We start from the raw sequence: 24118 nt of genomic DNA, 5'->3' as shown, positions 1-24118 counted from the left end.
TAGCTCGTCGGGCTCATAACCCGAAGGTCGTAGGTTCAAGTCCTGCCCCCGCAACCATTAAAATTAAGGACACACATAAAAGTGATGTCCTAATTATATAATATGGCGGAATAGCTCAGCTGGCTAGAGCAATCGGTTCATACCCGATGTGTCGTAGGTTCAAGTCCTATTTCCGCTACCAAAAAGCTCTACAATTAAAAATATTGTAGAGCTTTTTTTACTGCTTTTCATTTATGTATTCAGCTAATATCCTTGCTATATATACTCCTGTTGTTTTTGCTTCTTCCAAAGTATTATTGTTTGAACCTATTTCCATCAAGATTATAGCAGGATTTTTTTGCTGGTTAAATTTACCTTTTTCATAATGATAAATACCGTAATCTCCACTATTTCCAGGCCGTATAAGACCAGGGAAAAGGCTTTGAGTTATACTTGAAAGTTTTCTTGCAAGAGCAAGATTTTTTCCATAAGTAGGATTTTTCATACCAACAACAAACATAAATCTTGCGGTACTTTGATTATGCATGCTAACTTTTATATCATCTCCTGCTGCAATTGCATCTCTATGTAAATCTATTATTACTTTAAAATTCTTATATTTACTTAAATATTTATCTACAGTTTCGCCCGATCTAGCATAACTGTTATTAAAAACCATATTGTGTATAGTTTTATCGTGAATTGTAGCAATACCATAATTTTTTTCCAATTCAGCAGCTATTACATCTCCAACAGCACACACATTTTTAGTTGGATCAGTTATATTAGGTGGATTAGGAAGATAACTTTCTGTTGTATGAGAATGATATATTAAAACCTCTGGATTTGAAGGATTTAATGTTTTTTTTAATTTTGGATTGTAAACCTCTGAAACTTTTGTATAATCTACAGGTTTATTAGAAGGTGTTGTTTCTGGATTTTTTATAATATTATTTTCATCAAGTTTAAAAGGATTCAATATAAAAGAAGATTTATTTTCTCTAACAGCAGCTTCAGGATCTCCATTTTTTATAAGATTGAATTCTCTACTTACAATAGAAAGAGGATTGGAAATATTTAAACCTACAACATCTAAAAGCTTAGTTTTTAAAGAATAATCAAATTCAGCCATATCATCTTCATCAAAATTTATAGTTTTAGCAATTGGAAAACCTCTATTGAAAATTTGAGTGTAAATTAAATTTTTATCAGAATAAGAATTAATACCCACACTTGCTTTTGAAACTATAGGTATAGATATACTAATAAAAAGTGATAATGAAAATATAGTATATATTTTTCCTTTTGTTTTTTTATTTCTAATCAATTTTATCCCCCCGTTTCCTTTTGTATATTTCAAATATTTTAAATTTAAATTCTTATACAGAATATTATATTCAATATGGTATAAAAAATATTACCGACATATTTTTTATATATACAGCATAAAAGTAATAATTTTTTTTAGTTCAACATCTTGTATAAAACTAAAAAAATTGTTAATTTATAACATTTGTAATAAATACAAGCTAAAAAAGTGAAAAACAAATAAAAATAAAAAAATATAAATTATTTGAAAAAATATAGAAATTATTGTCCAAATAAAATTATATATTCCACTCAAAGAATGACATTTATTTCCATAGATATTTGCTATAATAAAATCAGTTTCAAAATATTGGGAATAAATAAAAACATAGGAGGATTTATTTGTATGCAATACGGAGCAAATTTAACAGCTTATGAAAGAGCTATTAAAACTAAAAAAAATGAAGAAAAAAAGGTAATGGATGGAAGGGGTATTTTAAAATTACTGCTCTATTTTTTAAGCTCATTTTTAATAAGTAGAGTGTTACTTATAAATTATATGGCACCTTTTGGGATTGCTTTTTTAATAGCAGTAGCATTATATGGAGAAGAAAAATTAACATTAATAAGCGGATGTGGTTCACTTATAGGATATGCAACTTTATATGGTAATTTGAAGGACATGCCTTCCTATATGATACTTATAGGAATAATAACTTTGCTTGGATATTTAGTTGAAGGACTTGCTAATAAAAAGAAAATTATAATATTTTTTTCAATGATATTTTTAACACAGGCATCATATAAAATGCTTATATCAAATATTTCTATAGATGTAGCTTTTTTTACAGCTTTTTTTGAAACAACAGCAATCTTCCCAATATATTTTATTATTAATTATTCTATAATATGCCTTAAAGAAATAAAAACAAAACATCTATTTACAAATGAAGAGATAGTTAGTATGGCTATTACATGTGCTCTTATAGTTTCGGGGACTTGGGGAGCAGAAATATTTGGGATTTCGCTGCGAAATTTATTTGCATTAATTGTTGTGCTTATGATAAGCTATGTTAAAGGTAGTACGGTAGGTGCGGCAAGTGGTGCCGCTATGGGAATAATAGTTGGAATATGCTCAAACAATATGGAGATATTTATAAGTGTATTTACAATTTGCGGTCTTATTGCAGGTACTTTTAAAGAAACTGGAAAAATATTAACAGGATTATCGTATATTGCAGCTTTCTTTATAGTAAATGTATTTTCAAATACAAACGGACAATTTAAATTTGCAGAGTCAATAATAACTTTAATAATATTTTTTATAATACCTAATAAATTTTATGCAAGAGTGGCTTTAGAATTAGATTTTGAAAAAAAATATGAAAATATAAGTTCAAATTATGTAGATAAAATTAAAAGTATATTAGTAAATAGATTGGATAATTTTTCACAAGTGCTTTCTAATATGTCTATTATACTTGAAAATTTAGCTGAAAATGATAAATTAGTTATGAAAAATAAAAGTGCAGCTCTTATAGAAAATTTAGCAGATAGAGTCTGCAGTAATTGCAATATGAATTCTATGTGTTGGAAAAGAGAAAGTTATTATACTTATAATGCATTTGCAGAAATTATTCAAAATTATGAAGAAGGAAAAGGTATAGTTCCAGATGAGATTGATAAAAAATGTGTTAAGAGAACAGCATTAGTAAAAAATACAGAAGAAATTGTAAACAATTATATTATAAGTGAAATGTGGAGAAAAAGATTAAGTGAAGGAAGAGAACTTTTAAGCAGCCAAATAAGCAATATGGCATCTTCTGTTTCAGAAATAATAGATGATTTTAGTGATAATATAAAAATAGATGTAGAATCAGAAAACAATATAAGAAGAATATTAGACAGAAATAAAGTAGAATACAAAGATGTATTCTGTTTAAATAATAAAAATAACAGATTAATAGTAAAGCTTAAGATGAATGCTTGTGGAGGTAGTCAACTTTGCATTAAAGATGTTCTTCCATATATAAATGAAGCACTTAATAAAAATATGAGTGTAAGTGATGATGGCTGTAATATAAATCCAACAGATAAAACTTGTAATGTAACTTTTGAAGAAACACCTAAATTTCATATAGCATCATATGCAAAAAGATTGTGTAAAGATGGAGAAAGTTATAGTGGGGATAGTTATACCTTTGGGAAGCTACAAGATGGAAGTTATATGACTGTTTTAAGCGATGGTATGGGTTCAGGACCTCAAGCAGAGCAAGAAAGCAATGCAGCTGTTGAACTTATTGAAAAATTTGCAAGTACAGGTTTTAATAGAATTACTGCTATAAATACAGTAAATTCTATAATGTCTTTAAAATTTTCAGCTGAAGAAAAATTTTCTACAGTAGATGTAAGCAGTATAGATCTTTATACTGGGGAAGCAGAATTTATGAAAGTTGGAGCTGTAGCAAGTTTTATAAAAAGTGGGAATAAAGTTGAAGTTATAAAGTCTAGAACACTTCCTATGGGAGTACTAGATAAGGTTGATATTGATATAATAAAGAAAAAAGTTAAAAATGGTGATATAATTGTAATGCTTACTGATGGAGTGTTAGATTACAATAGTGAAGCTGCAGGAAGAGTAGATTGGGTAGTAGAGTTTTTAGAGAATACAAATTGTTCAAATCCTAAAGACCTTGTAGAAGAACTTATTGAGAATGCAAAAAAATTAAGTGATGATAAAATAAAAGATGATATGACAGCAGTTGTTTCTAAAGTTTATTCCTTATATTAATATATTATTTTTTAGGGAGATTTAATCTCCCTTTATTTATGGTATAATTTAATAATTAAAGTTGTTCCTTTATGAGGTGATTGATTTGATTGAAAGAGTTTTAGATACAATAAAAGAGTATAATATGATTTCTCAAAATGATAAAATTATTGTTGCTGTATCTGGAGGACCAGATTCTATTTGTCTTCTTCATATTTTATACAAATTAAAGGAAATTTTTAATATTACTTTATATGCAGCTCATTTAAATCACTGTCTTAGAGGTGATGAGGCAGATAAAGATGAAGAATATGTAAAAGAATTTTGTAATAAATTAGGTATAGAGTGTTTTACAAAAAAAATAGATATAAATAAACTTTCTAAAGAAAGAGGAATATCTTCTGAAAGTGCAGGTAGAGAAGCTAGATATGAATTTTTTGATGAGCTTTTAAAAAAGTTAGAAGCTCAAAAAATAGCATTGGCTCATAATGCTAATGATCAAGCAGAAACTGTTCTTATGAGAATAATGAGAGGCACTGGAATGGAAGGGCTCGTTGGAATAAAACCAGTTAGAAGTAATATATTTATAAGACCATTAATAAATATTAAAAGGGAAAATATTGAAAAATATTGTAAAGAAAATAATCTTAATCCAAGGATAGATAAGACAAATTTAGAAAGTATATATACAAGAAACAAAATAAGGCTTGAATTAATACCATATCTTCAAAAAAATTTTAATAAAGATATAATTAATGTACTCAATAGGTTAGCGGATACAATAATTATAGACAATGACTATTTAGATAAAATTTCTAAAGAAAAATATAATACCTATTGTGAAAATAAAGCAGGAAAGGTTATAATATATAAAGGCGCTTTTTCTGAAGAAAAAGCTATACTTAATAGAATAATTAGAAAAGCTATAAATAATCTTAAAGGTAATTTATATGATATTGAAAAAATACATATTAAAAATTTAATTGAGCTGCAAAAATGCAATACAGGTAAAAAAATAAATTTACCAAATGGAATAATAGCTTTTAATAATTATGGAGATATTGAGCTTACTTTAGGAGAAAAATTTAGAAATAAACCTGATAATGATGAATATATTCTTTATATAGATAGAGAAAATATAATAGAAAGTTTTAACTTAAAGGTTAGTTTAAGATTAATCAATAAAGACGAAAAGATTAATTTTAAAGAAAATTCTTTTGTGAAATATTTCGATTTTGATAGTGCTCCTAAAAATATATATTTAAGAACTAGAAGAAATGGAGATAAATTTACTCCTTTAGGTATGAAAGGAAGCAAAAAGCTTAAAGATTTATTTATAGATTTAAAAGTACCTAAAGAAGAAAGAGATACTATCCCTATTATTGTTTTTGATGATGAAATAGTATGGATAGTTGGTTATAGAATAAGCGAAAAATATAAAATAAATAAAAATACAAAAAAAATACTAGAGATAAAAATTACGGAAGGAGAAAAAAATGAGAGAAGATATTAAAAAAATACTTTTAGACGAAGAAACAATAAGGCAAAAAATAAAAGAATTAGGTCAAAATATAAGCAGAGATTATAAAGAAAGTGATTTAGTTTTAATAGGTGTATTAAAAGGCTCTGTTATGTTTATGTCTGACCTTTTAAAAGAGATTACAATACCATGTTCTATGGATTTTATGGCTGTATCAAGTTATGGAAATTCTACAAAAAGTTCAGGAGTAGTTAGAATTTTAAAGGATTTAGACTTTGAAATAGAAGGCAAAGATGTTCTTATTGTTGAAGATATAATAGATAGTGGTATTACTTTAAAATATCTTATAGAATATTTAAAAGGAAGAAAACCTAATAGCCTTGAAATAATATGTCTGCTTGATAAACCAGAAAGAAGAAAAGCACAAATAGATGTTAAGTATAAAGGATTTACTGTTCCAGATGAGTTTTTAGTAGGTTATGGCTTAGATTATGCAGAAAAATATAGGAATCTTCCATTCATAGGAATACTTAAAGAAGAAATTTATAAAAATTAATAATAACTTTCTTGTAAATAAAAAATGCTTATGATACAATCATACAATATAATAGACTAACAGAAAGAGAGGGGGGCCTATATGAAAAAATATTCTGGTATTACGGCCTGGATTATAATTCTTATTGTAATCATTTTTGCATCTACATTTTTAACCCAAACAGGTAAAAATGTTAAAAATATTCATTTTGATGAATTTCAAAAGCAATGGATAAATAATAATATACAAAGTTTTAAAGTTAATAGTGAAGAACGAACTGTTACAGGTACTTATAAAGATGGAACAGCTTATGAAACAACAGTTATGCCTGAAAGATTATTTCAATTTATAGAACAATATCCTAAAAATGGTGAGGTTAAGGAAGATTATTCTAAACCTGTAACTATACCTTTTTGGGTACAATATATTCCAACAATATTTTTAATTTTGATTTTTGTAGCATTTTGGTTTATGTTTATGCAGCAATCTCAGGGTAGTGGAGGCAACAGAGGTGTTATGAATTTTGGGAAAAGCAGAGCCAAAATGGCTACTCCCGATAAAAAAAGAGTAACATTTAATGATGTAGCAGGAGCAGACGAAGAAAAAGCTGAACTTGCTGAAATAGTAGATTTTTTAAAACAACCAAAAAAATATATTGATGTTGGAGCAAGAATACCTAAAGGAATTTTACTTGTAGGACCTCCAGGAACAGGTAAAACACTTCTTGCAAAAGCCATAGCTGGAGAAGCTGGAGTACCTTTCTTTAGTATATCTGGTTCTGATTTTGTAGAAATGTTTGTTGGTGTTGGAGCTTCTAGAGTTAGAGATCTTTTTGAGCAAGCAAAGAAGAATGCACCATGTATAGTTTTTATCGATGAAATTGATGCTGTTGGTAGACAAAGAGGTGCTGGTTTAGGCGGAGGACATGATGAAAGAGAGCAAACTCTAAATCAACTTTTAGTTGAAATGGATGGATTTGGAGCAAATGAAGGAATAATTATGATAGCAGCTACTAATAGACCAGATATATTAGATCCAGCCTTACTTAGACCTGGACGTTTTGATAGACAGATAGTTGTTGGTGCACCAGATGTTAAAGGAAGAGAAGAAATTTTAAAAGTTCATTCGAGAAATAAGCCTCTTTCTGAAGAAGTAAGACTTGATATACTTGCAAAGAGAACTCCAGGATTTACTGGTGCTGATCTTGAAAATTTAATGAATGAAGCTGCACTTTTAGCAGTTAGAAATAATAAAAAAGTTATAGGCATGGATGAACTTGAAGAAGCTGTGACAAGAGTTATAGCTGGACCTGAAAAGAAGAGCAGAGTAGTAAGTGAAAAAGATAGAAGACTTACAGCATATCATGAAGCAGGGCATGCTGTTGTTATGAAACTTTTACCTAACTCTGATCCAGTGCATCAAATAAGCATAATTCCAAGAGGTATGGCTGGAGGATATACTATGCATCTTCCAGAGGAAGATAGAGCATATACTTCTAAGTCAAAACTTAAAGATGAAATGACAGGACTTCTTGGAGGAAGAGTTGCTGAAAAACTTATAATAGGTGATATAAGTACAGGTGCAAAAAATGATATAGATAGAGCTACTTCAATAGCTAGAAAGATGGTTATGGAATTTGGTATGAGTGATGAACTTGGTCCTATTTCATTTACTTCAGGTCATGATGAAGTATTTATAGGAAAAGATTTAGGCCGTAGCAGAAACTTTAGTGAAGAAGTTGCAGCTAGAATAGATAACGAGATAAGAAGATTAATAGATGAAGCTTATAATAGAGCAGAAAGACTTTTAACTGAAAATATTCATAAGCTCCATGCAGTAGCTCAAGCACTTCTTGAGAAAGAAAAGCTTGAAGCTCATGAATTTGAAGCTATATTTAATAATACTTCAATAGAAGCAAATGTTTAATGCATAATTTCTAAAATTAAAGAGCAGTTTAAACATATTAAAGATAAACAAATTTCATCTTTCAAAATATGAAAATAAAGATGAATTTGTTTATCTTTATTTTTTATTAGGATATAATATAAAAAGAAGAAAGATTTATGGGAGGAATACAGATGAAAAATGATATTGAAATAGCACAGAGTGCTAAAATGGAACCAATAGTTAAAATTGCTGAAAAAATTGGACTTACTGAAGATGATATTGAACTTTATGGAAAATATAAATGTAAAATTTCTCTTGATGTTTTAGAAAAAAATAAAAATAAAAAAGATGGGAAACTTGTATTAGTTACTGCTATAAATCCAACAGCAGCAGGAGAAGGAAAATCAACAGTAACAGTAGGGCTTGGACAAGCTCTTTGCAAAATGGGTAAAAATGCAGTAATTGCACTAAGGGAACCTTCTCTTGGACCAGTTTTTGGAGTTAAAGGTGGTGCTGCTGGAGGGGGATACTCTCAAGTAGTTCCTATGGAAGATATTAATCTTCATTTTACAGGTGATATGCATGCTATAACAGCGGCTAATAATTTACTTGCAGCAGCTATAGATAATCATATCCATCAAGGGAATTCCTTAAGAATTGATTCAAGAAGGATTATATTTAAAAGAGTAATGGATATGAATGATAGAGCATTAAGAAATATTGTAGTAGGTATGGGTGGTAAAGCCAACGGATTTTTAAGAGAAGATGGATTTATGATAACAGTAGCTTCAGAAATTATGGCTATATTATGCCTTTCTAAAGATTTAATGGATTTAAAAAAGAGAATGGGCGAAATATTAATAGCTTATAATTTAGATGGAGATCCAGTTTTTTGTAAAGACTTAAAAGTTGAGGGTGCTATGGCTCTTTTAATGAAGGATGCTATAAAACCAAATCTTGTTCAAACTTTAGAAAATACTCCAGCTATAATTCACGGAGGACCTTTTGCAAATATAGCTCATGGATGTAATAGCCTTATTGCTACAAAAATGGCACTTAAATTAGGAGATTATGTAATAACTGAAGCTGGTTTTGGAGCAGATTTAGGTGCAGAAAAGTTTTTTGATATAAAATGCAGATATGGAGGATTAAAACCAGAATGTGTTGTTATTGTTGCAACAGTTAGAGCTCTTAAGATGCATGGAGGAGCTAAAAAAGAAAATTTAGGAGAACCTAATTTAGAAGCTTTAGCTAAAGGAATAGAAAATTTAGAAAAACAAATAGAAAATGTAAGAAAATATAAAGTTACTCCTGTAGTTGCTATAAACAGGTTTGTTACTGATAGCGTAGAAGAACTTAAATTTATTGAAGAGTATTGCAATAAATTGGAAGTTAAATCAGCTCTTACAGAGGTTTGGGAAAAAGGTGGAGAAGGTGGTATTTCTTTAGCAGAAAAAGTAATAGATATTTTGGGAAATAATACAAGTGATTTTAAAGTTTTATATGATGAAAATTTAAGAATTAAAGAAAAATTACAGATTATAGCCCAGGAAATATACGGAGCTGATGAAGTAAATTATACAAAAGAAGCTGAAAAACAAATAAAAGAATTAGAAACAATAGGACTTGATAAGCTCCCAATTTGTGTTGCGAAAACTCAATATTCTCTTTCAGATAATCCCAATTTACTTGGACGACCAAAAGGATTTAACATAACAGTTAAAGAAATAAGAGTATCAAATGGTGCAGGATTTATAGTAGCTTTAACAGGAGATATAATGGTAATGCCTGGACTTCCTAAAGTTCCAGCAGCAGAAAAGATGGATATACTTGAAGACGGAACTATAGTAGGACTGTTCTAATTAAAAAATCTTTTTTAAAAATTACATAAATATATAATAGATGCTAAAAATATTAAAAGGGAGGGATATGAGATGAAAAAAATTAAGATAATCCCTGTGATATTTTTAGCATTTATCTTTTTAGTGCCATTATATAAAGCAAAATCAGAAGACAATGAATATAAAATAAACAGTAAATTTGAAAATAGTAATTTTAAACCTAATACGGTTATACTTGATTATAAATATGAAGATATAAATGGCGACAATATTAAAGATGATGTTATACTCATAGGAAATAAAGAAGATAAGAGAAGTTCTTGGAGTAATAAAATATCTTTAATTATTAAATATGGAAAAGAAAAAAATATCATAATATTTCTATTGGAAAAATTGATTATGGATACAATGGGAGACTTTTTTTAGGAGATTTTAATGGAGATAAAATATCTGATGTATTTATAAGTCTAGACAGTCAGCAAAATAACCGTTTTTATAGTTTAATATCTTTTAAAGGTAATAAAACAAAATATTTATTTAATCAAGAAAAATTTTCTTTAGGTATTGATTTTGATATATATTATAAAGATTTTTTTAAAGTAAACATTTTAGATAAAAAATATAACAGTATGTTCATTGAAGATATGACTTCAAAAAAAGATATTTATATAAAAGAAATGATTTATAATAGTGAAGGGAAAATTTTAAAAGAGACTAAGGGATTTCAAGAAGGATTTGCAGAGCTTAAACCTGTAGATATTGATAAGGATGGAATATATGAGCTTGAAGGAAAGCAAATGCTTAATGGAATTTGTGCTCAAGATAATATAGGATCTGCTAAATCTACATGGAAATATAATAAATCTAAAATGGAATTAATGTATCTATATGTAATACCTTATGATAAAATAGAAATAAATAATTATAATCAAAGTGTACTTCCAGTTATTAAAATAAAATGATTATCTCACAAAAAGTCTTTTTATTAAATGTTCATTGCTATATATAGATATAATAGAAATTTATAAATACTATAAATTGTATAGTAAAAATTAATTTACAGTTTATTGTGGGTTAATCATAATATAAAATAAAAATAAACATATGAACAATAGTTAAAAAGCATTAAATGAAGATTTAAATATGAAAATATAAATACACATTGGAAAGGATTAAACTATGGATAGAGAAGAAATGTTAAAAATGGATTCATATATGTTGTTAAGCATAGTAAATATGAAACTTAGAGATGAGTTTTACAGTCTTTCTTCTTTTTGTGAAAATTATGGAATAAAAGAAGAAGAAATTATAAACAAGTTGTCCACAATTGGATATGTGTATAATGTGGATAACAATCAATTTATATATAAATAAAATTTATAAAATACTATTTGTAATTTAAAAAGAGGGGGGTAATATGGAAGCTTGGTTTGAAAAAAATGTTTTAGAACCGGATTTCCCATTTAGATTATTTATAAATGAAGGATACACCTCTGTTCCACATCATTGGCATGATGAAATAGAAATAATATATATGGTAGAAGGCGGAGTAAGGGTAGGAGTTAATAACAATATATATAATCTTTCAGAAAGTGATATTTTTATAATAGGAAGTGGAGATATTCATTATTTTTTACCAGAATATAATAAAAGCAGCAGAGTAGTCATTCAGTTTAATTTAGCTATTTTTGATAATATTGCTTCTGGAATTGAAGAAAGACAAAGACTTAGACCTTTATTTCACCGTTCAAAAAGGCTAAGCAGTTTTTGGGGAAAAGAAGTAAAATATGATGTAGAAAAACAAATAAAAGAACTTATTAGAGAGTATAATGAAAAAAAAGAAGGTTATAAACTTGCACTTAAAGCAAGACTATATGATTTAGTAGTTCTTTTATTAAGAAAGGTACCTATTGAAACATTGACTTTTGAAGAAGATAGTAAACAAAGAGATGTATTAAGAAGACTAGAAAATGTTTTTGAATTTGTAGAAAATAATTATATATCAGATATAACATTAGAAGATGCAGCTAAAGAGGCAGGCTTTAGTGTATATCATTTTTCAAGATTTTTTAAACAAAATGCTGGAATGACATTTGGGCAATATTTAAATAATTTTAGAATAACAAAAGCAGAATGGTTTCTTATAAATGATGACGATAATATTACAGAAATAGCTTTTAAATCTGGATTTAATAGTGTTAAAACTTTTAATAGGGTATTTAAAGAAATAAAAAAGTGTTCACCTACAGAGTATAGAAAAAAGCAAAATATGAGAATAAATGAGCAATGATAGAGGAGTAATCCTCTATTTTTTTTAATATAATTATTAATGTAAACGACGACAAAAACTATTAAATATAAAATGGAGGATTTATCATGGAACAAAATAAAAAACTTAAAATAGGAATTATAGGTTGTGGCGGAATAGCAAATGGAAAACATATGCCAGCTTTATCTAAACTCAATAATGTTGAAATGGTTGCATTTTGTGACATTATATTAGAAAAAGCTGAAAAAGCAGCAAAAGAATTTGGAACAGAAAATGCAAAATGCTATTCTGATTATAAAGAACTTTTAAAAGATAGTTCAATTGATGTAGTACATGTATGTACTCCAAATAAATCTCATTCATTTATAACTATAGATGCGTTAGAATCTGGAAAGCATGTAATGTGTGAAAAACCAATGGCAAAAACTTATGCTGAAGCTAAAGCGATGGTAGAAGCAGCAAAAAGAACTGGGAAGAAGCTTACAATAGGATATCAAAACAGGTTTAGAGCAGATTCTCAATATTTGCACAGTATTTGTGAAAAAGGAGATTTAGGAGAGATATATTATGCAAAAGCTCATGCTATAAGAAGAAGAGCTGTACCTACATGGGGTGTATTTTTAAATGAAGAAGAACAAGGTGGAGGACCATTAATAGATATTGGAACTCATGCATTAGATTTAACTCTTTGGATGATGAATAATTATAAACCAAAGGCAGTACTTGGAACTAAATATCATAAATTAGCAGACAAAAAAAATGCAGCTAATGCTTGGGGTTCATGGGATCCTGAAAAATTTACTGTAGAAGATTCAGCTTTTGGATTTATAACTATGGAAAATGGGGCTACTATAGTTCTTGAGTCAAGTTGGGCATTAAATAGTTTAGATGTACGTGAAGGACAGACAACTTTATGTGGAACAGAAGGCGGAGCAGATATGGTAAATGGACTTCGTATAAATGGAGAAAATTTAAGTAAATTATATGAAACAAAGATTGAATTAAATTCTGGTGGAGTTGCTTTTTATGATGGAACTTCAGAAAAAGCAGAAGATTTAGAAGCAAGACTTTGGATTGAATCAATATTAAATGATACTGAACCTATTGTTAAACCAGAAGAAGCTCTTGTAGTTACGCAAATATTAGAAGCTATTTATGAATCTTCTAAAACTGGTAAAGCAGTATATTTTGAATAATATAAAAAAGAGGTGGAATTATATTGAGTATTCCTATAGCATTGCAATTATATACTTTAAGAGAAGAAATGCAGAAAGATTTTTCAGGCACTCTTAAAAAGGTAGCTGAAATAGGATATAAGGGAGTAGAGTTTGCTGGTTTTGGAGGAATGAATGCAGGAGAACTTAAATTACTTTTAGATAATTTAGGATTAAAGCCAGCAGGAGCTCATATAAATATAGATGAACTTAGAAATAATTTAGATGAAGTAATATATTATAATTTAGAAATTGGCAATAAATATGTAGTATGTCCTTATTTGGAGTTTAAAGGTAAAGAAGATTTTGTTAATATGGCAATAGAATTTAATAAAATAGGAACTAAACTAAAAAATGCAGGGCTAAATCTTTGTTATCATAACCATGCACATGAATTTAAAATGTTTGATGGTGTTTATGGATTAGATATTTTATATAAAGATACAACATCAAACATTTTAATGGCTGAAATTGATACTTATTGGGTGGCTTATGCCGGATTAGATCCTATAGAATATTTAAATAAGTATAAATATAGAACTCCATTAATTCATATTAAAGATATGGATAATACTGAAAAAAGAGAATTTACGGAAATAGGTAATGGGATTTTACCTATAGATAAAATTATAAATCAGGCAAAAATAAATAAAGCTGAATGGATTATAGTTGAGCAGGATAAATGCAAGATAGATCCTATTGAAAGTATAACAATAAGTTATAACAATTTAAAAAAAATAAATATTATTTAATAGAGGTGTAAAAAATGAAATTAGGGTTTTTAACAGTTTGTTTGGGAAATATGCCACTTAAAGAAAAAGCAAGATGGGCAAGTGAAGCAGGTTTTAAAACACTTGAAGTTGCTTGCTGGCCTAATGAAAATGATAGAGATTATTCAAGTTGTGATATAGATGTTGATAGTCTTACTAAAGAAGAAGCAGAAGAAATAAAAAAATACTTCAAAGAATATAATCTTGAAATTTCTTCTTTAGCTTATTATGACAATAATTTAGATAAAGATCCAAAAAGGAGAGCTTTTATAAATAACCATCTTAAAAAGGTTATAGATGCAGCTGTTATGCTTGAAACTCCATTAGTTGGAACATTTGCAGGAAGAAATATAGATAAAAGTATGAAAGAAAATTTTGATGAGTTTGAAGAAGTATTCACTGAGCTTGTAGCTTATGCTGAAGAAAGAGACATTAAACTTATGATAGAAAATTGCGATATGAGAGGATGGCAAATTCCAGGATTACCTGGTACTATTTCTTATACTCCAGAACTTTGGGAAGAGATGTTTAAGAGGGTTCCAAGTAAAAACTTTGGATTAAACTTTGACCCTTCTCATTTAGTACCTCAATTTATTGATTATTTAAAAGCTGCAGAGGATTTTTCAGATAGAATATTCCATATGCATGCAAAAGATGCAGAAATCTATACGGACAGATTAAATAAATATGGAATAAACAATAGACAGCTATATACTGGAGAACAAGGAGAATATGGATATTGGAGATATCGTATGCCAAGTCTTGGACAAGTTGACTGGGAAAAACTTATTAATGTTGTAAAAAGCAAAGGATTTGATGGAGTTATAAGTATTGAACATGAAGATCCATTATATGAAGGCAGCGAGGAAAAGGTTAAAGAAGGATTAACTATTGGATTAAATCATCTAAAAAAATTTGTGTAAATTTTAACTTTAAAGTGAAGAAAGTGAAAAATCATGTTTCTTCACTTTAAAAGTATATAAATAGTTTTTAAGGAGGATTTTTTATGAATAAATATAGAGTTGGAATAGTAGGCTGCGGTAATATATTCCCTATGCATGCAATACCTGTAAATGCGTTAGAATGTGCAGAACTTGTAGCAGTTTGCGATATAAAAGAAGATAGAGCAAAAGAAAAAGCAGAAGAATTTAACTGCAAATATTATTTTGATTACAAAGAAATGATAGATAATGAAAATTTAGATGTAATTCATATTTGCCTGCCACATTATCTACATCCTGAAGTAGCTATTTATGCAGCAAACAAAGGAGTAAATGTTTTAACTGAAAAGCCAATGTCTATTAAACTTGAAGATGCAGAGATTATGGTTAAAACGGCTAAAGAAAATAATGTAAATTTGGGAGTCATTTTTCAAAACAGATATAATCCTGGTTCACAGCTTATAAAAAAGACATTAGAATCAGGAGAATTAGGGAAAATAATTTCTGGAAAGCTTTCTGTTACTTGGAATCGTTCTGATGAATATTATAGTAAAAGTGATTGGAAGGGTACTTGGGATAAAGAAGGAGGTGGAGTTATAATAGATCAAGCAATTCATACTATGGATTTAATGAGATGGTTTATTGATAGCGAAATCGAATATGTAGATGCTAATATAAGCAATAGGGCTCATAATATTATAGAAGTAGAAGATTCAGCAGAAGGGGTAATAAAATATAAAAATGGTGTTGTAGCTGGATTTTATGCTATTAATTACTATGGATATGATGCACCTGTTGAAATTGAACTTTATTGTGAAAATGGAATTGCTAAAATGGTTGCAGATAAAGCTTCTATAAAATTTAATGATGGAAGGGAATATATAGCAGATAATAATCCAAATGAAGTTTTCCATTATGGAAATGGAACTAAGGGATATTGGGGTGTAAGCCATATAAAGCAGATTAAAAATTATTATAATTCTTTATTAGAAGGAATACAGCCGGAAATTACAGGAGAAGAAGCTATAAAAACACAAAAAATGATTTGTGCTATTTATGATTCTGGAAAAGAGAAAAGAAGAATTAAATTTTAATAAAAACCGCCTAAGATTAGATTGTTTTCTAAATCTAGTCTTAGACGGTTTTTATATTATCCAAGTAAAAATCTATAAATAGGTATAAATATTAAACTGGCTATAGTAGTAACAGCAATCATCATTGCAGCATATTCGTAATCTGCATCGTATTCTTTGGTTACTATAGCTGTATTTGCCATTACAGGGAGAGAAGCTTGAATTACAAATACATTTTTCATTAATGAAGGAAGGGAAAAAACTAAAGAAAATATATATGTAATAAGAGGAGCTACTAAAAATCTTCCTATTAATACCCAAAATACATCTTTATCAAATTTAAAGTTCTTTAAATTTATAGAGTATATAACTATTCCTATAAATAACATTGATAAGGGAGTTGTTAAGTTACCTATATATTTGCATGTATCCATTATAAATTTTGGAAGGCTTATATTTAGCAAAATAAGTATTATAGCTATTACAAAGCCAATTAAAGGAGGGGTAAATATACTTTTTAAAGTATTTATAGAAAATATACTTTTATTATCTATTTTAGTATCTTTTTTTATAATATAAACTCCTAAAGTCCAAAATAAAATTGTGTTAGAGAAATAATAATAAAGTACATAAATAATGCTTTTTTCTCCAAACAGTGCTAAATTAATAGGAAGTCCTATAAAAATAGTATTTGAAAGAAAGAACATACATTGAAATGTACCTTTTCTTTCAGGCTTAACATTAATAATTTTTGCTATAAAAATACTTATTAGATAGCAGATTATCATAGAAATAAAAGGAACTATAATTCCTATACCAGCTTGAGAAAGACTTTCTTTACTAAAAGTATTCATCAAATTTGAAATCATGTATAATGGGAGAGATATATTTACGACCATTTTAGAAAAAAGTTTAGAAGTACTTTCATCAAACCAGCCTTTATAAGATAGTATGTAGCCAATTCCTATTATAATTATTACACTTAAAACACCTTGGATTGCATCTAATAAAATCATTTTATCACCACATTTTTTCAATTACTATACATATCCAACATAAAATCAAATTAAATATTCTACCCTTACAATAAGTTGCATACACTCATTTGAATAGATATTCAACATAAAATTAAATATAGTCTAGTAAAATAATAATATGAGTAATTAATATATTTTATTCTTGATAAAGAGAATTATTATTTTACTAGACGGCTGCATTTGTATTAAATTTTAAAAAATATATATACTAAAATTTTATTTTATTTCTACAGTAACTTCCTTCATAACTTGATCTTCTACTGGTTTTTCATTTACTGCTTTTACGTTTACTATTTTATCAACAACATCAAGACCTTCTATAACTTTTCCAAAAGCAGCATATTCTCCATCAAGAAAATTAGAATCTTTTGTTACTATAAAAAATTGTGAACCTGCTGAGTTAGGATCTTGTGCTCTTGCCATGGAAAGAACACCTCTTACATGTTTTAAATTATTTTTAAAACCATTACTTGTAAATTCTCCAGGAATAGAATAACCTGGATCTCCAGTTCCGTTACCGAGAGGATCTCCTCCTTGTATTACAAAACCTGGAACAACTCTATGAAATATTAATCCATCATAAAATTTTTCCTGAATTAAACTTACAAAATTATCTACAGTTCTTGGGGCAATATCAGGATAAAGCTCTGCTTTAATTATAGAACCATCTTCCATTTTTATAGTAACTATAGGTTTTTTACCTTCATATTTACTTTTATAATTTTCAGAAGTATATTCCTTTGCTAAAGCTTGTGATTTTTCAGCTTTTTTTACCTGTACATTATTAGCTTCATTAGATTGCGTTTGATTTTTACTTTGATTATTAGTGTTTTCTGCAGGTGATTTTGAGCAAGCACTAAAAATTAAGCAAAAACTTAATAATGTAGTAACAAATATTTTTTTAAATCTCATAAATTTCCTCCTCATGTAAAATAAAAATTCTTATAATAAGTATGTTATCAAAATAGAGAACTTTATTCAATTGATTATTTTGTATTGAATATAATATAATTTTTAAATTTTTGATTTGAGTTGTTAACTTTTTATAATTGTTTTATAATTGATACATAAACATGTTAACCGTTTATAATTTTTGCAAAGATAAATTTTTATATGTGTTACCAATTATTTAATTAAATAAATCAGCATAAATGGTTAAACGTTTTTAGATGAAAGGAGAATTTATAATGGAAAGAAAATGGTGGGAAAATAGTGTAGTTTATCAAATATATCCTAAAAGTTTTTATGATTCTAATAATGATGGAATAGGAGATATTAAAGGCATTATTTCAAAACTGGATTATCTAAAATATTTAGGAATTGATGTTATATGGTTAAGTCCAGTTTATAAAAGTCCTATGGCAGATAATGGATATGATATTTCAGATTATTATAGTATAGCAAATCAATTTGGTACTATGGAAGATATGGATAATTTAATAGAAGAAGCTAAAAAAAGAAATATAAAAATAATCATGGATTTAGTTATAAATCATACTTCTGATGAACATCAATGGTTTATAGAATCTAAATCTTCAAAAGACAACCCTTTAAGAGACTATTATATTTGGAAAGATCCTAAAGAAGATGGAAGTGAGCCTAATAACTGGGAGTCGGTTTTTGGAGGTTCGGCTTGGGAATATGATAAAACAACAAATCAATATTATCTTCATGTTTTTGCTAAAAAACAGCCAGATTTAAATTGGGAAAATTATAAAGTAAGAGAAAGTCTTTATGAAATGATAAACTACTGGTTAGATAAAGGCATTGGTGGTTTTAGAGTAGATGCTATAACATTTATAAAAAAAGGAAATGATTTTAAAGATTTACAACCAGTTGGAAATGAAAAATTAGTACCTATAGGTAAAGCGTGTTTAAACCAAAAAGGAATAGATAAATTTTTAAACGAACTTAAAGAAAAAACTTTTTCTAAATATGATATTTTTACTGTAGCAGAGGCTCCTGGAGTTCCTAAAGAAGATTTATATAAATATGCAGGCAAAAATGGATTTTTTGATATGCTTATAGAATTTGGACATGCAGATTTAGATATTGGAAGTGATGGAAGGTGGTATAAAGAAAATCCATGGACTTTGTTAGACTTTAAAAAAGCTTTAAGTGAAAGTCAGGAAGTTTATAATGAAATTGGATTCGGAGCTTTATATATTGAAAATCATGATCAACCAAGGTCTTTAAATAAATATATAAAAAAAGAAGAAGATATTAGTCCAATATCAGCAAAAATGCTTGCAATAAGTTATTTCTTTTTAAAAGGAATACCATTTATATATCAAGGACAAGAAATAGGAATGACTAATGTTAAATATGAATCAATAGAAGATTATGATGATATTGCATCTATTGGACAATATAAAAATGCACTAAATGAAGGTTTATCTAAAGAGGAAGCTTTAAGGGCAATTCATAAAAGAAGTAGGGATAATGCTAGAACTCCAATGCAATGGGATAATAGTGAAAATGCTGGGTTTACTAATGGAAAGCCTTGGCTTAAAGTTAATCCTAATTATAAATTTATAAATGTAAAATCTCAAATAAATGATAAAAATTCTATTTTGGAATTTTATAAAAAATTAATAAAAATAAGAAAAGAAAATGAAATTGCAATTTATGGTATTTATGAATTAATTCTTGAAGATAATACTTCAATTTATGCTTATACACGTACATTAGATAATAAAAAACTTCTTGTTATATGTAACTTTACTAATTCTTATGCAAATTTTAAACTTCCCTATAATATAAAATTTAAAAGAAAGAAATATATTATAGGAAACTATGATGATATTGATTCAGAAAATATAATAGATTTTAATCTTAAACCTTATGAGGCAAGAGTATATATTTTAGAAAAGTAAAATTAAAATAAAAATATAATACAAAATATTAGATTAATTATAAAAAAGCAAATATTATTTGTATGTTAATAAAATAATAATAAAGTAAGTATTAAAATTTGTCTTAAATAAATTATTTTATTGGGAAGCTTTTGGTATTAAATTATATAGGTTGAATTTTATCTTATCATAATATTATTATTTTATAAATAAATCTTGTATACAAACAATAAATTTGTATAATATTACAAATATGTATTGTTTATATACAAGATTTTTGTTATATATATATTAATCGGTTGACATTAATAATAGTGCCTAGTAAAATTATATAAGAATATATAATATTTTAAAAATTGTATAAATTATTAAAATATTATTTAATAATTATAGCACATATGTAAGTTAGTGATTTAAATATCAACCATAAAAACTAAATTTAGGCATCTATTTTTTAAATTTACGCTACTTTTAATATAAAGTAAATAAAATTAATGTGGAGGCATAATAAATATGTTTAATTATAATTATAATGATAAAATTAAATTTGAAAACAAAAAAAATGATATATTAACAGTAGGAGAATTACTTGTAGACATGATATCATTAGATTACGACGATAATTTTGAATGTAATACTTATAATAAGTTTTTTGGAGGCTCTCCTTCTAATATTGCAATGAATGTAAAAAAATTAGGCATTAATTCTTTAGTTGCATCAGCAGTTGGAAAAGATGGATTAGGGAAATTTTTAATTAATCATTTAAAGAAAAGAGATATAAATACAGATTGTATTCAAGAAGTTGATTATGCAACGAGTATGGTTTTAGTTACAAAAAGTAAGGCAACTCCTACTCCTATATTTTATAGAGAAGCTGACTATCATTTAGAATATAATGATAAGCTTGAAGAAGCAGTAAAAAATTCTAAAATAGTTCATTTTTCATGTTGGCCAATATCAAGAATACCATCACGCAATACTATAAATAAAGTTATAGAAGAAGCTAAAAAAAATAATGTTATGATATGCTTTGATCCTAATTATCATCCAATGCTATGGGAAAAAGGAGAAAATGGGGTTGAGTATATAAAATCTATAATTAAATATGTTGATATTATTAAACCTTCTGAGGATGATGCAGAAAGATTATTTGGATCTGACACACATGAAAATCAGATTAAGAAATTTTTAAATCTTGGAGCAAAATTTGTAATAATGACACTTGGTAAAGATGGCGCTATAGCTTCAAATGGAGAAGAAATTATTAAATTTAATACTTTAGCTAAAGAAGTTGTAGATACTACAGGGGCTGGAGATGCTTTTTGGTCAGGATTTTATACTGCAATTATAAAAGGATACACTATAAAAGAAGCATTAAATTTAGGGTTTGCAGTAAGCGCTTACAAATTAAAATATACAGGAGCAGTAGTAAATCTTCCAAGTCTTGAAGAAATAAAACAAATTTATAATCTTTAAAGTTTTAGATATCTTATAGATTATTTATTATATTTGTGAAAGGAGAAATTGAACATGCCAGTAAAAAATAAAGTACAACTTATAACGTACCCTGATTCATTAGGAGGAGATTTAAAAACTTTAAATAAAGTACTTTTGAAATATTTTTCGGATATTTTTAAAGGAGGAGTTCATATTTTACCTCCGTTTCCTTCTTCTGGCGACAGAGGCTTTGCACCTATAACTTATTTAGAAATTGAACCTAAGTTTGGTACTTGGGAAGATATAAAAGCAATTGGGGAAAATTTTGATATAATGGTTGATCTTATGGTAAATCATATTTCAAGACAATCTAAATATTTTCAAGACTTTTTAAAAAAGGGAAGGAAATCAGAGTATGCTGATTTGTTTATAACTTTAGACAAGATTTGGCCTAATGGGAAACCAGTAAAAGAAGATATAGAAAAAATGTTTCTTAGAAGGGAAAAACCATATTCTACTTTTATAATTGAAGAAACAGGTAAAGAAGAAAGTGTTTGGACTACTTTTGGGAAAACTGATCCTTCAGAACAGATTGATTTAGACATTAAATCAGAAAAAGTTAAAAAACTTTTAGAAGAATTTTTTATAAACTTTAATAAAAATAACATTAAGCTTGTAAGATTAGATGCAGTAGGATATGTAATTAAAAAACTTGGAACAAGCTGCTTTTTTGTAGAACCTGAAATATATGAATTTCTTAATTGGATAAAATCATTAGCTGATTCTTTAAAAATAGAACTGCTTCCAGAAGTTCATGCACATTATTCTATACAGTATAGATTATCTGAACATGGATTTTGGATATATGATTTTATTTTACCTTATACTATTTTAGATGCACTTATAAACAAATCTAGTGAAAAGCTTTTAAATTATATTAAAACAAGACCAAGTAAACAGTTTACAATGCTTGACTGTCATGATGGTGTTCCTGTTAAACCCGATATGGATGATTTAATAGATACAAAAGAAGCTAGAAAAGTAGTTGATATATGCCTTAAAAGAGGTTCAAATTTAAGTTATATTGTATCTGATGAACATAAAGATCCAGATGGTTTTGATGTTCATCAAATTAGAGGAACATATTATTCAATGCTTAACTGTGATGATGATGCATATTTAGCAGCTAGAGCTATACAATTATTTGTACCAGGAATTCCTCAAATATATTATGTAGGGTTACTTGCTGGAGAAAATGACTTTAAAGCTGTAGAAAAAACTGGTGAAGGACGTGAAATTAACCGTCATAATTTTACTTTAGAAGAAATTGAAAAATCACTTGAAAAGCAAGTTGTACAAAGATTATTAAAACTTATAAGATTTAGAAATGAATATCCAGCTTTTGACGGAGAGTTTAAAGTTTTAGATTCTAAAAATAATGAAATTCGTCTTTCTTGGCAAAAGGATGAAAAATATTGTATACTATTTATAGATTTAAGAACTAATAAATCTGTAGTAGATTATGTTGATGAAAACAATAATGTGGTAAAATATTTTATATAGGGTGAGGATTTTTATGGCTACTATAAAAGATGTTGCACGAATAGCAGGAGTAACGGTAACAACAGTTTCAAGAGTTTTAAATAATAGAGGATATATAAGTGAAGCAACTAGGAAAAAAGTATATGATGCAATGGAAGAATTAAATTATCAGCCTAATGAGATAGCTCGTTCTTTGTTTAGAAGAAAATCTAATATTTTAGGGCTTATAGTACCTAATGTATCTCATCCATTCTTTGCAGAATTTGCAAATTATGTAGAATACTATGCATATGAAGCTGGATATAAGGTTCTTATATGTAATTCTTATCAAGACAGCGTTAAAGAAAAAGATTATGTTGAAATGATTAAAAGAAATCAGGTAGATGGAATAATAATGGGAAGTCATACTTTAGAAACTTCAGAATATTTAATTCCAGAACTTCCCATAGTAGCCCTTGATAGAAATTTTGGGAATAATATACCTTTTGTTACATCGGATAATTATCAAGGGGGATTATTAGCTACGAACCTCTTAATAGATAAAGGCTGCAAAAAACTTGCACATATAAGCGGGCCGCTAGAGCTTAGTACTCCAGCTAATAAACGTTATCAAGCCTTTATAGATGTAGTAAATTCTAAAGGTGTTGATTATATTATAAAAGAAGCAAAGCTTGATATATTTGAAAGTTATGAAAAGTTAGCATATAGTTTATTAAATGAGCATCCTGATATAGATGGGATTTTTGCAAGTAGTGATATGATAGCTGCATCTATAATACATGTGGCTAATTCAATTGGGAAAAAGATACCTGATGACTTAAAAATAGTAGGTTATGATGATATTAACCTTTCTTATTTAATAGTTCCTCCATTAACAACTATAAAACAGCCAATTAAAGAAATGGGAGAGCTATCAGTAAAGCTTTTAATTGAACAAATAGAAGAAAAGAAAAAAACTGCTATAGAAAATATTCTTCCTATAAGTTTAGTAGAAAGAAAAACCACATAAATAAATTTAAAAAGTTTAATTTAATAAGCAAAAGCTTTTATAATGCTTTTGCTTATTAAAAATTTTGTGCAAACGATTGACAAAGATTTAAACAAGGTGTAATATAATTCTGTAAAGTAAAATTAAACTTAAAATCTAAATATAATATAATTTAATATTTAATATTTAATT

General features: G+C 27.3%; 20 protein-coding genes and 1 tRNA gene. 18 read left to right on the top strand and 3 right to left on the bottom strand.

The window, feature by feature from the left end; translation table 11 throughout:
• Window positions 1–104 precede the first annotated feature (104 nt).
• Window positions 105–181: transfer RNA gene (locus EGD97_RS06825), tRNA-Met, on the top strand.
• A 36-nt stretch (window positions 182–217) separates the two neighbouring features.
• On the opposite strand, the gene spoIIP is transcribed toward EGD97_RS06825, so the two are convergent.
• A complete protein-coding gene (gene spoIIP, locus EGD97_RS06820; protein WP_078681859.1) occupies window positions 218–1306 on the bottom strand; it encodes a stage II sporulation protein P in 1089 nt (362 codons plus the stop codon).
• Window positions 1307–1693: 387 nt separating this feature from the next.
• On the opposite strand from spoIIP, the gene spoIIE reads away from it, so the two are divergent.
• The 13 genes from spoIIE to EGD97_RS06755 all read left to right on the top strand — a co-directional run bounded on the left by spoIIE (window position 1694) and on the right by EGD97_RS06755 (window position 16088).
• Window positions 1694–4078, top strand: coding sequence for a stage II sporulation protein E (gene spoIIE, locus EGD97_RS06815; protein ID WP_078681858.1), 2385 nt, complete (start codon window positions 1694–1696; stop codon window positions 4076–4078).
• Between the two features lie 85 nt (window positions 4079–4163).
• Window positions 4164–5570, top strand: coding sequence for a tRNA lysidine(34) synthetase TilS (tilS, locus tag EGD97_RS06810; protein WP_078681857.1), 1407 nt, complete (start codon window positions 4164–4166; stop codon window positions 5568–5570).
• A complete protein-coding gene (gene hpt / locus EGD97_RS06805; protein WP_078681856.1) occupies window positions 5554–6093 on the top strand; it encodes a hypoxanthine phosphoribosyltransferase in 540 nt (179 codons plus the stop codon). The genes tilS and hpt overlap by 17 nt, the downstream gene beginning before the upstream one ends.
• An 81-nt stretch (window positions 6094–6174) precedes the next feature.
• Window positions 6175–7998, top strand: coding sequence for an ATP-dependent zinc metalloprotease FtsH (gene ftsH, locus EGD97_RS06800; protein WP_078681855.1), 1824 nt, complete (start codon window positions 6175–6177; stop codon window positions 7996–7998).
• 152 nt (window positions 7999–8150) lie between these two features.
• Window positions 8151–9821: a formate--tetrahydrofolate ligase gene (locus tag EGD97_RS06795; RefSeq protein WP_078681854.1), complete on the top strand. Its 1671-nt coding sequence runs from the start codon at window positions 8151–8153 to the stop codon at window positions 9819–9821.
• A gap of 72 nt (window positions 9822–9893) precedes the next feature.
• On the top strand, window positions 9894–10226 hold the full coding sequence (locus tag EGD97_RS06790; protein WP_127836854.1) for a hypothetical protein: 333 nt from the start codon (window positions 9894–9896) through the stop codon (window positions 10224–10226).
• A 218-nt stretch (window positions 10227–10444) separates the two neighbouring features.
• Window positions 10445–10762 carry a hypothetical protein gene (locus tag EGD97_RS06785; protein ID WP_164850171.1) on the top strand — a complete coding sequence of 106 codons (318 nt, stop codon included), beginning with the start codon at window positions 10445–10447 and terminating at the stop codon, window positions 10760–10762.
• Window positions 10763–10979: 217 nt separating this feature from the next.
• The gene (locus tag EGD97_RS06780; RefSeq protein WP_078681852.1) at window positions 10980–11174 is read left to right on the top strand and encodes a DUF4250 domain-containing protein; all 195 of its coding nucleotides are present in this window, start codon (window positions 10980–10982) and stop codon (window positions 11172–11174) included.
• Window positions 11175–11217: 43 nt separating this feature from the next.
• Window positions 11218–12090 (top strand): AraC family transcriptional regulator, encoded by an 873-nt coding sequence (locus EGD97_RS06775; RefSeq protein WP_078681851.1) that lies wholly within the window; start codon window positions 11218–11220, stop codon window positions 12088–12090.
• Between the two features lie 86 nt (window positions 12091–12176).
• Window positions 12177–13265, top strand: coding sequence for a Gfo/Idh/MocA family protein (locus EGD97_RS06770; RefSeq protein WP_078681850.1), 1089 nt, complete (start codon window positions 12177–12179; stop codon window positions 13263–13265).
• 23 nt (window positions 13266–13288) lie between these two features.
• Entirely contained in the window at window positions 13289–14035 is a 747-nt protein-coding gene (locus EGD97_RS06765; protein WP_078681849.1) for a sugar phosphate isomerase/epimerase family protein, read from the top strand.
• Between the two features lie 14 nt (window positions 14036–14049).
• Window positions 14050–14976, top strand: a complete 927-nt coding sequence (locus tag EGD97_RS06760; RefSeq protein ID WP_078681848.1) for a sugar phosphate isomerase/epimerase family protein — start codon at window positions 14050–14052, stop codon at window positions 14974–14976.
• 83 nt (window positions 14977–15059) lie between these two features.
• A complete protein-coding gene (locus EGD97_RS06755; RefSeq protein ID WP_078681847.1) occupies window positions 15060–16088 on the top strand; it encodes a Gfo/Idh/MocA family protein in 1029 nt (342 codons plus the stop codon).
• Between the two features lie 56 nt (window positions 16089–16144).
• Here EGD97_RS06755 and EGD97_RS06750 read toward each other — a convergent pair whose 3' ends face one another.
• Complete coding sequence (locus EGD97_RS06750) at window positions 16145–17104, bottom strand: AEC family transporter (RefSeq protein ID WP_323052677.1); 960 nt, start codon at window positions 17102–17104, stop codon at window positions 16145–16147.
• Window positions 17105–17320: 216 nt separating this feature from the next.
• Window positions 17321–17779 (bottom strand): peptidylprolyl isomerase, encoded by a 459-nt coding sequence (locus EGD97_RS06745; protein ID WP_228201981.1) that lies wholly within the window; start codon window positions 17777–17779, stop codon window positions 17321–17323.
• A gap of 512 nt (window positions 17780–18291) precedes the next feature.
• Between EGD97_RS06745 and EGD97_RS06740 the strand changes: the two genes are divergently transcribed.
• The 4 genes from EGD97_RS06740 to EGD97_RS06725 all read left to right on the top strand — a co-directional run bounded on the left by EGD97_RS06740 (window position 18292) and on the right by EGD97_RS06725 (window position 23947).
• The gene (locus tag EGD97_RS06740) at window positions 18292–19980 is read left to right on the top strand and encodes a glycoside hydrolase family 13 protein (protein ID WP_078681844.1); all 1689 of its coding nucleotides are present in this window, start codon (window positions 18292–18294) and stop codon (window positions 19978–19980) included.
• 492 nt (window positions 19981–20472) lie between these two features.
• A complete protein-coding gene (locus EGD97_RS06735) occupies window positions 20473–21435 on the top strand; it encodes a carbohydrate kinase family protein (protein WP_078681843.1) in 963 nt (320 codons plus the stop codon).
• A gap of 54 nt (window positions 21436–21489) precedes the next feature.
• Window positions 21490–22959 carry a sucrose phosphorylase gene (gene gtfA, locus EGD97_RS06730; protein WP_078681842.1) on the top strand — a complete coding sequence of 490 codons (1470 nt, stop codon included), beginning with the start codon at window positions 21490–21492 and terminating at the stop codon, window positions 22957–22959.
• Window positions 22960–22972: 13 nt separating this feature from the next.
• On the top strand, window positions 22973–23947 hold the full coding sequence (locus tag EGD97_RS06725; RefSeq protein ID WP_078681841.1) for a LacI family DNA-binding transcriptional regulator: 975 nt from the start codon (window positions 22973–22975) through the stop codon (window positions 23945–23947).
• Window positions 23948–24118: the final 171 nt, after the last annotated feature.

The sequence above is a fragment of the Clostridium prolinivorans genome (genome assembly GCF_004011155.1).
GTDB lineage: Bacteria > Bacillota > Clostridia > Clostridiales > Clostridiaceae > Clostridium_AT > Clostridium_AT prolinivorans.
This window is presented reverse-complemented; position numbering and strand designations above follow the sequence as displayed.

Coding starts and splice junctions, on each gene's coding strand:
- EGD97_RS06795 (WP_078681854.1), top strand. CDS start 8,151: ATGAAAAATGATATTGAAATAGCACAGAGTGCTAAAATGGAACCAATA.
- EGD97_RS06745 (WP_228201981.1), bottom strand. CDS start 17,779: ATGGAAGATGGTTCTATAATTAAAGCAGAGCTTTATCCTGATATTGCC.
- EGD97_RS06770 (WP_078681850.1), top strand. CDS start 12,177: ATGGAACAAAATAAAAAACTTAAAATAGGAATTATAGGTTGTGGCGGA.
- EGD97_RS06760 (WP_078681848.1), top strand. CDS start 14,050: ATGAAATTAGGGTTTTTAACAGTTTGTTTGGGAAATATGCCACTTAAA.
- spoIIE (WP_078681858.1), top strand. CDS start 1,694: ATGCAATACGGAGCAAATTTAACAGCTTATGAAAGAGCTATTAAAACT.
- EGD97_RS06735 (WP_078681843.1), top strand. CDS start 20,473: ATGTTTAATTATAATTATAATGATAAAATTAAATTTGAAAACAAAAAA.
- ftsH (WP_078681855.1), top strand. CDS start 6,175: ATGAAAAAATATTCTGGTATTACGGCCTGGATTATAATTCTTATTGTA.
- EGD97_RS06725 (WP_078681841.1), top strand. CDS start 22,973: ATGGCTACTATAAAAGATGTTGCACGAATAGCAGGAGTAACGGTAACA.
- hpt (WP_078681856.1), top strand. CDS start 5,554: ATGAGAGAAGATATTAAAAAAATACTTTTAGACGAAGAAACAATAAGG.
- EGD97_RS06740 (WP_078681844.1), top strand. CDS start 18,292: ATGGAAAGAAAATGGTGGGAAAATAGTGTAGTTTATCAAATATATCCT.
- EGD97_RS06775 (WP_078681851.1), top strand. CDS start 11,218: ATGGAAGCTTGGTTTGAAAAAAATGTTTTAGAACCGGATTTCCCATTT.
- gtfA (WP_078681842.1), top strand. CDS start 21,490: ATGCCAGTAAAAAATAAAGTACAACTTATAACGTACCCTGATTCATTA.
- EGD97_RS06780 (WP_078681852.1), top strand. CDS start 10,980: ATGGATAGAGAAGAAATGTTAAAAATGGATTCATATATGTTGTTAAGC.
- EGD97_RS06755 (WP_078681847.1), top strand. CDS start 15,060: ATGAATAAATATAGAGTTGGAATAGTAGGCTGCGGTAATATATTCCCT.
- EGD97_RS06785 (WP_164850171.1), top strand. CDS start 10,445: ATGACTTCAAAAAAAGATATTTATATAAAAGAAATGATTTATAATAGT.
- EGD97_RS06790 (WP_127836854.1), top strand. CDS start 9,894: ATGAAAAAAATTAAGATAATCCCTGTGATATTTTTAGCATTTATCTTT.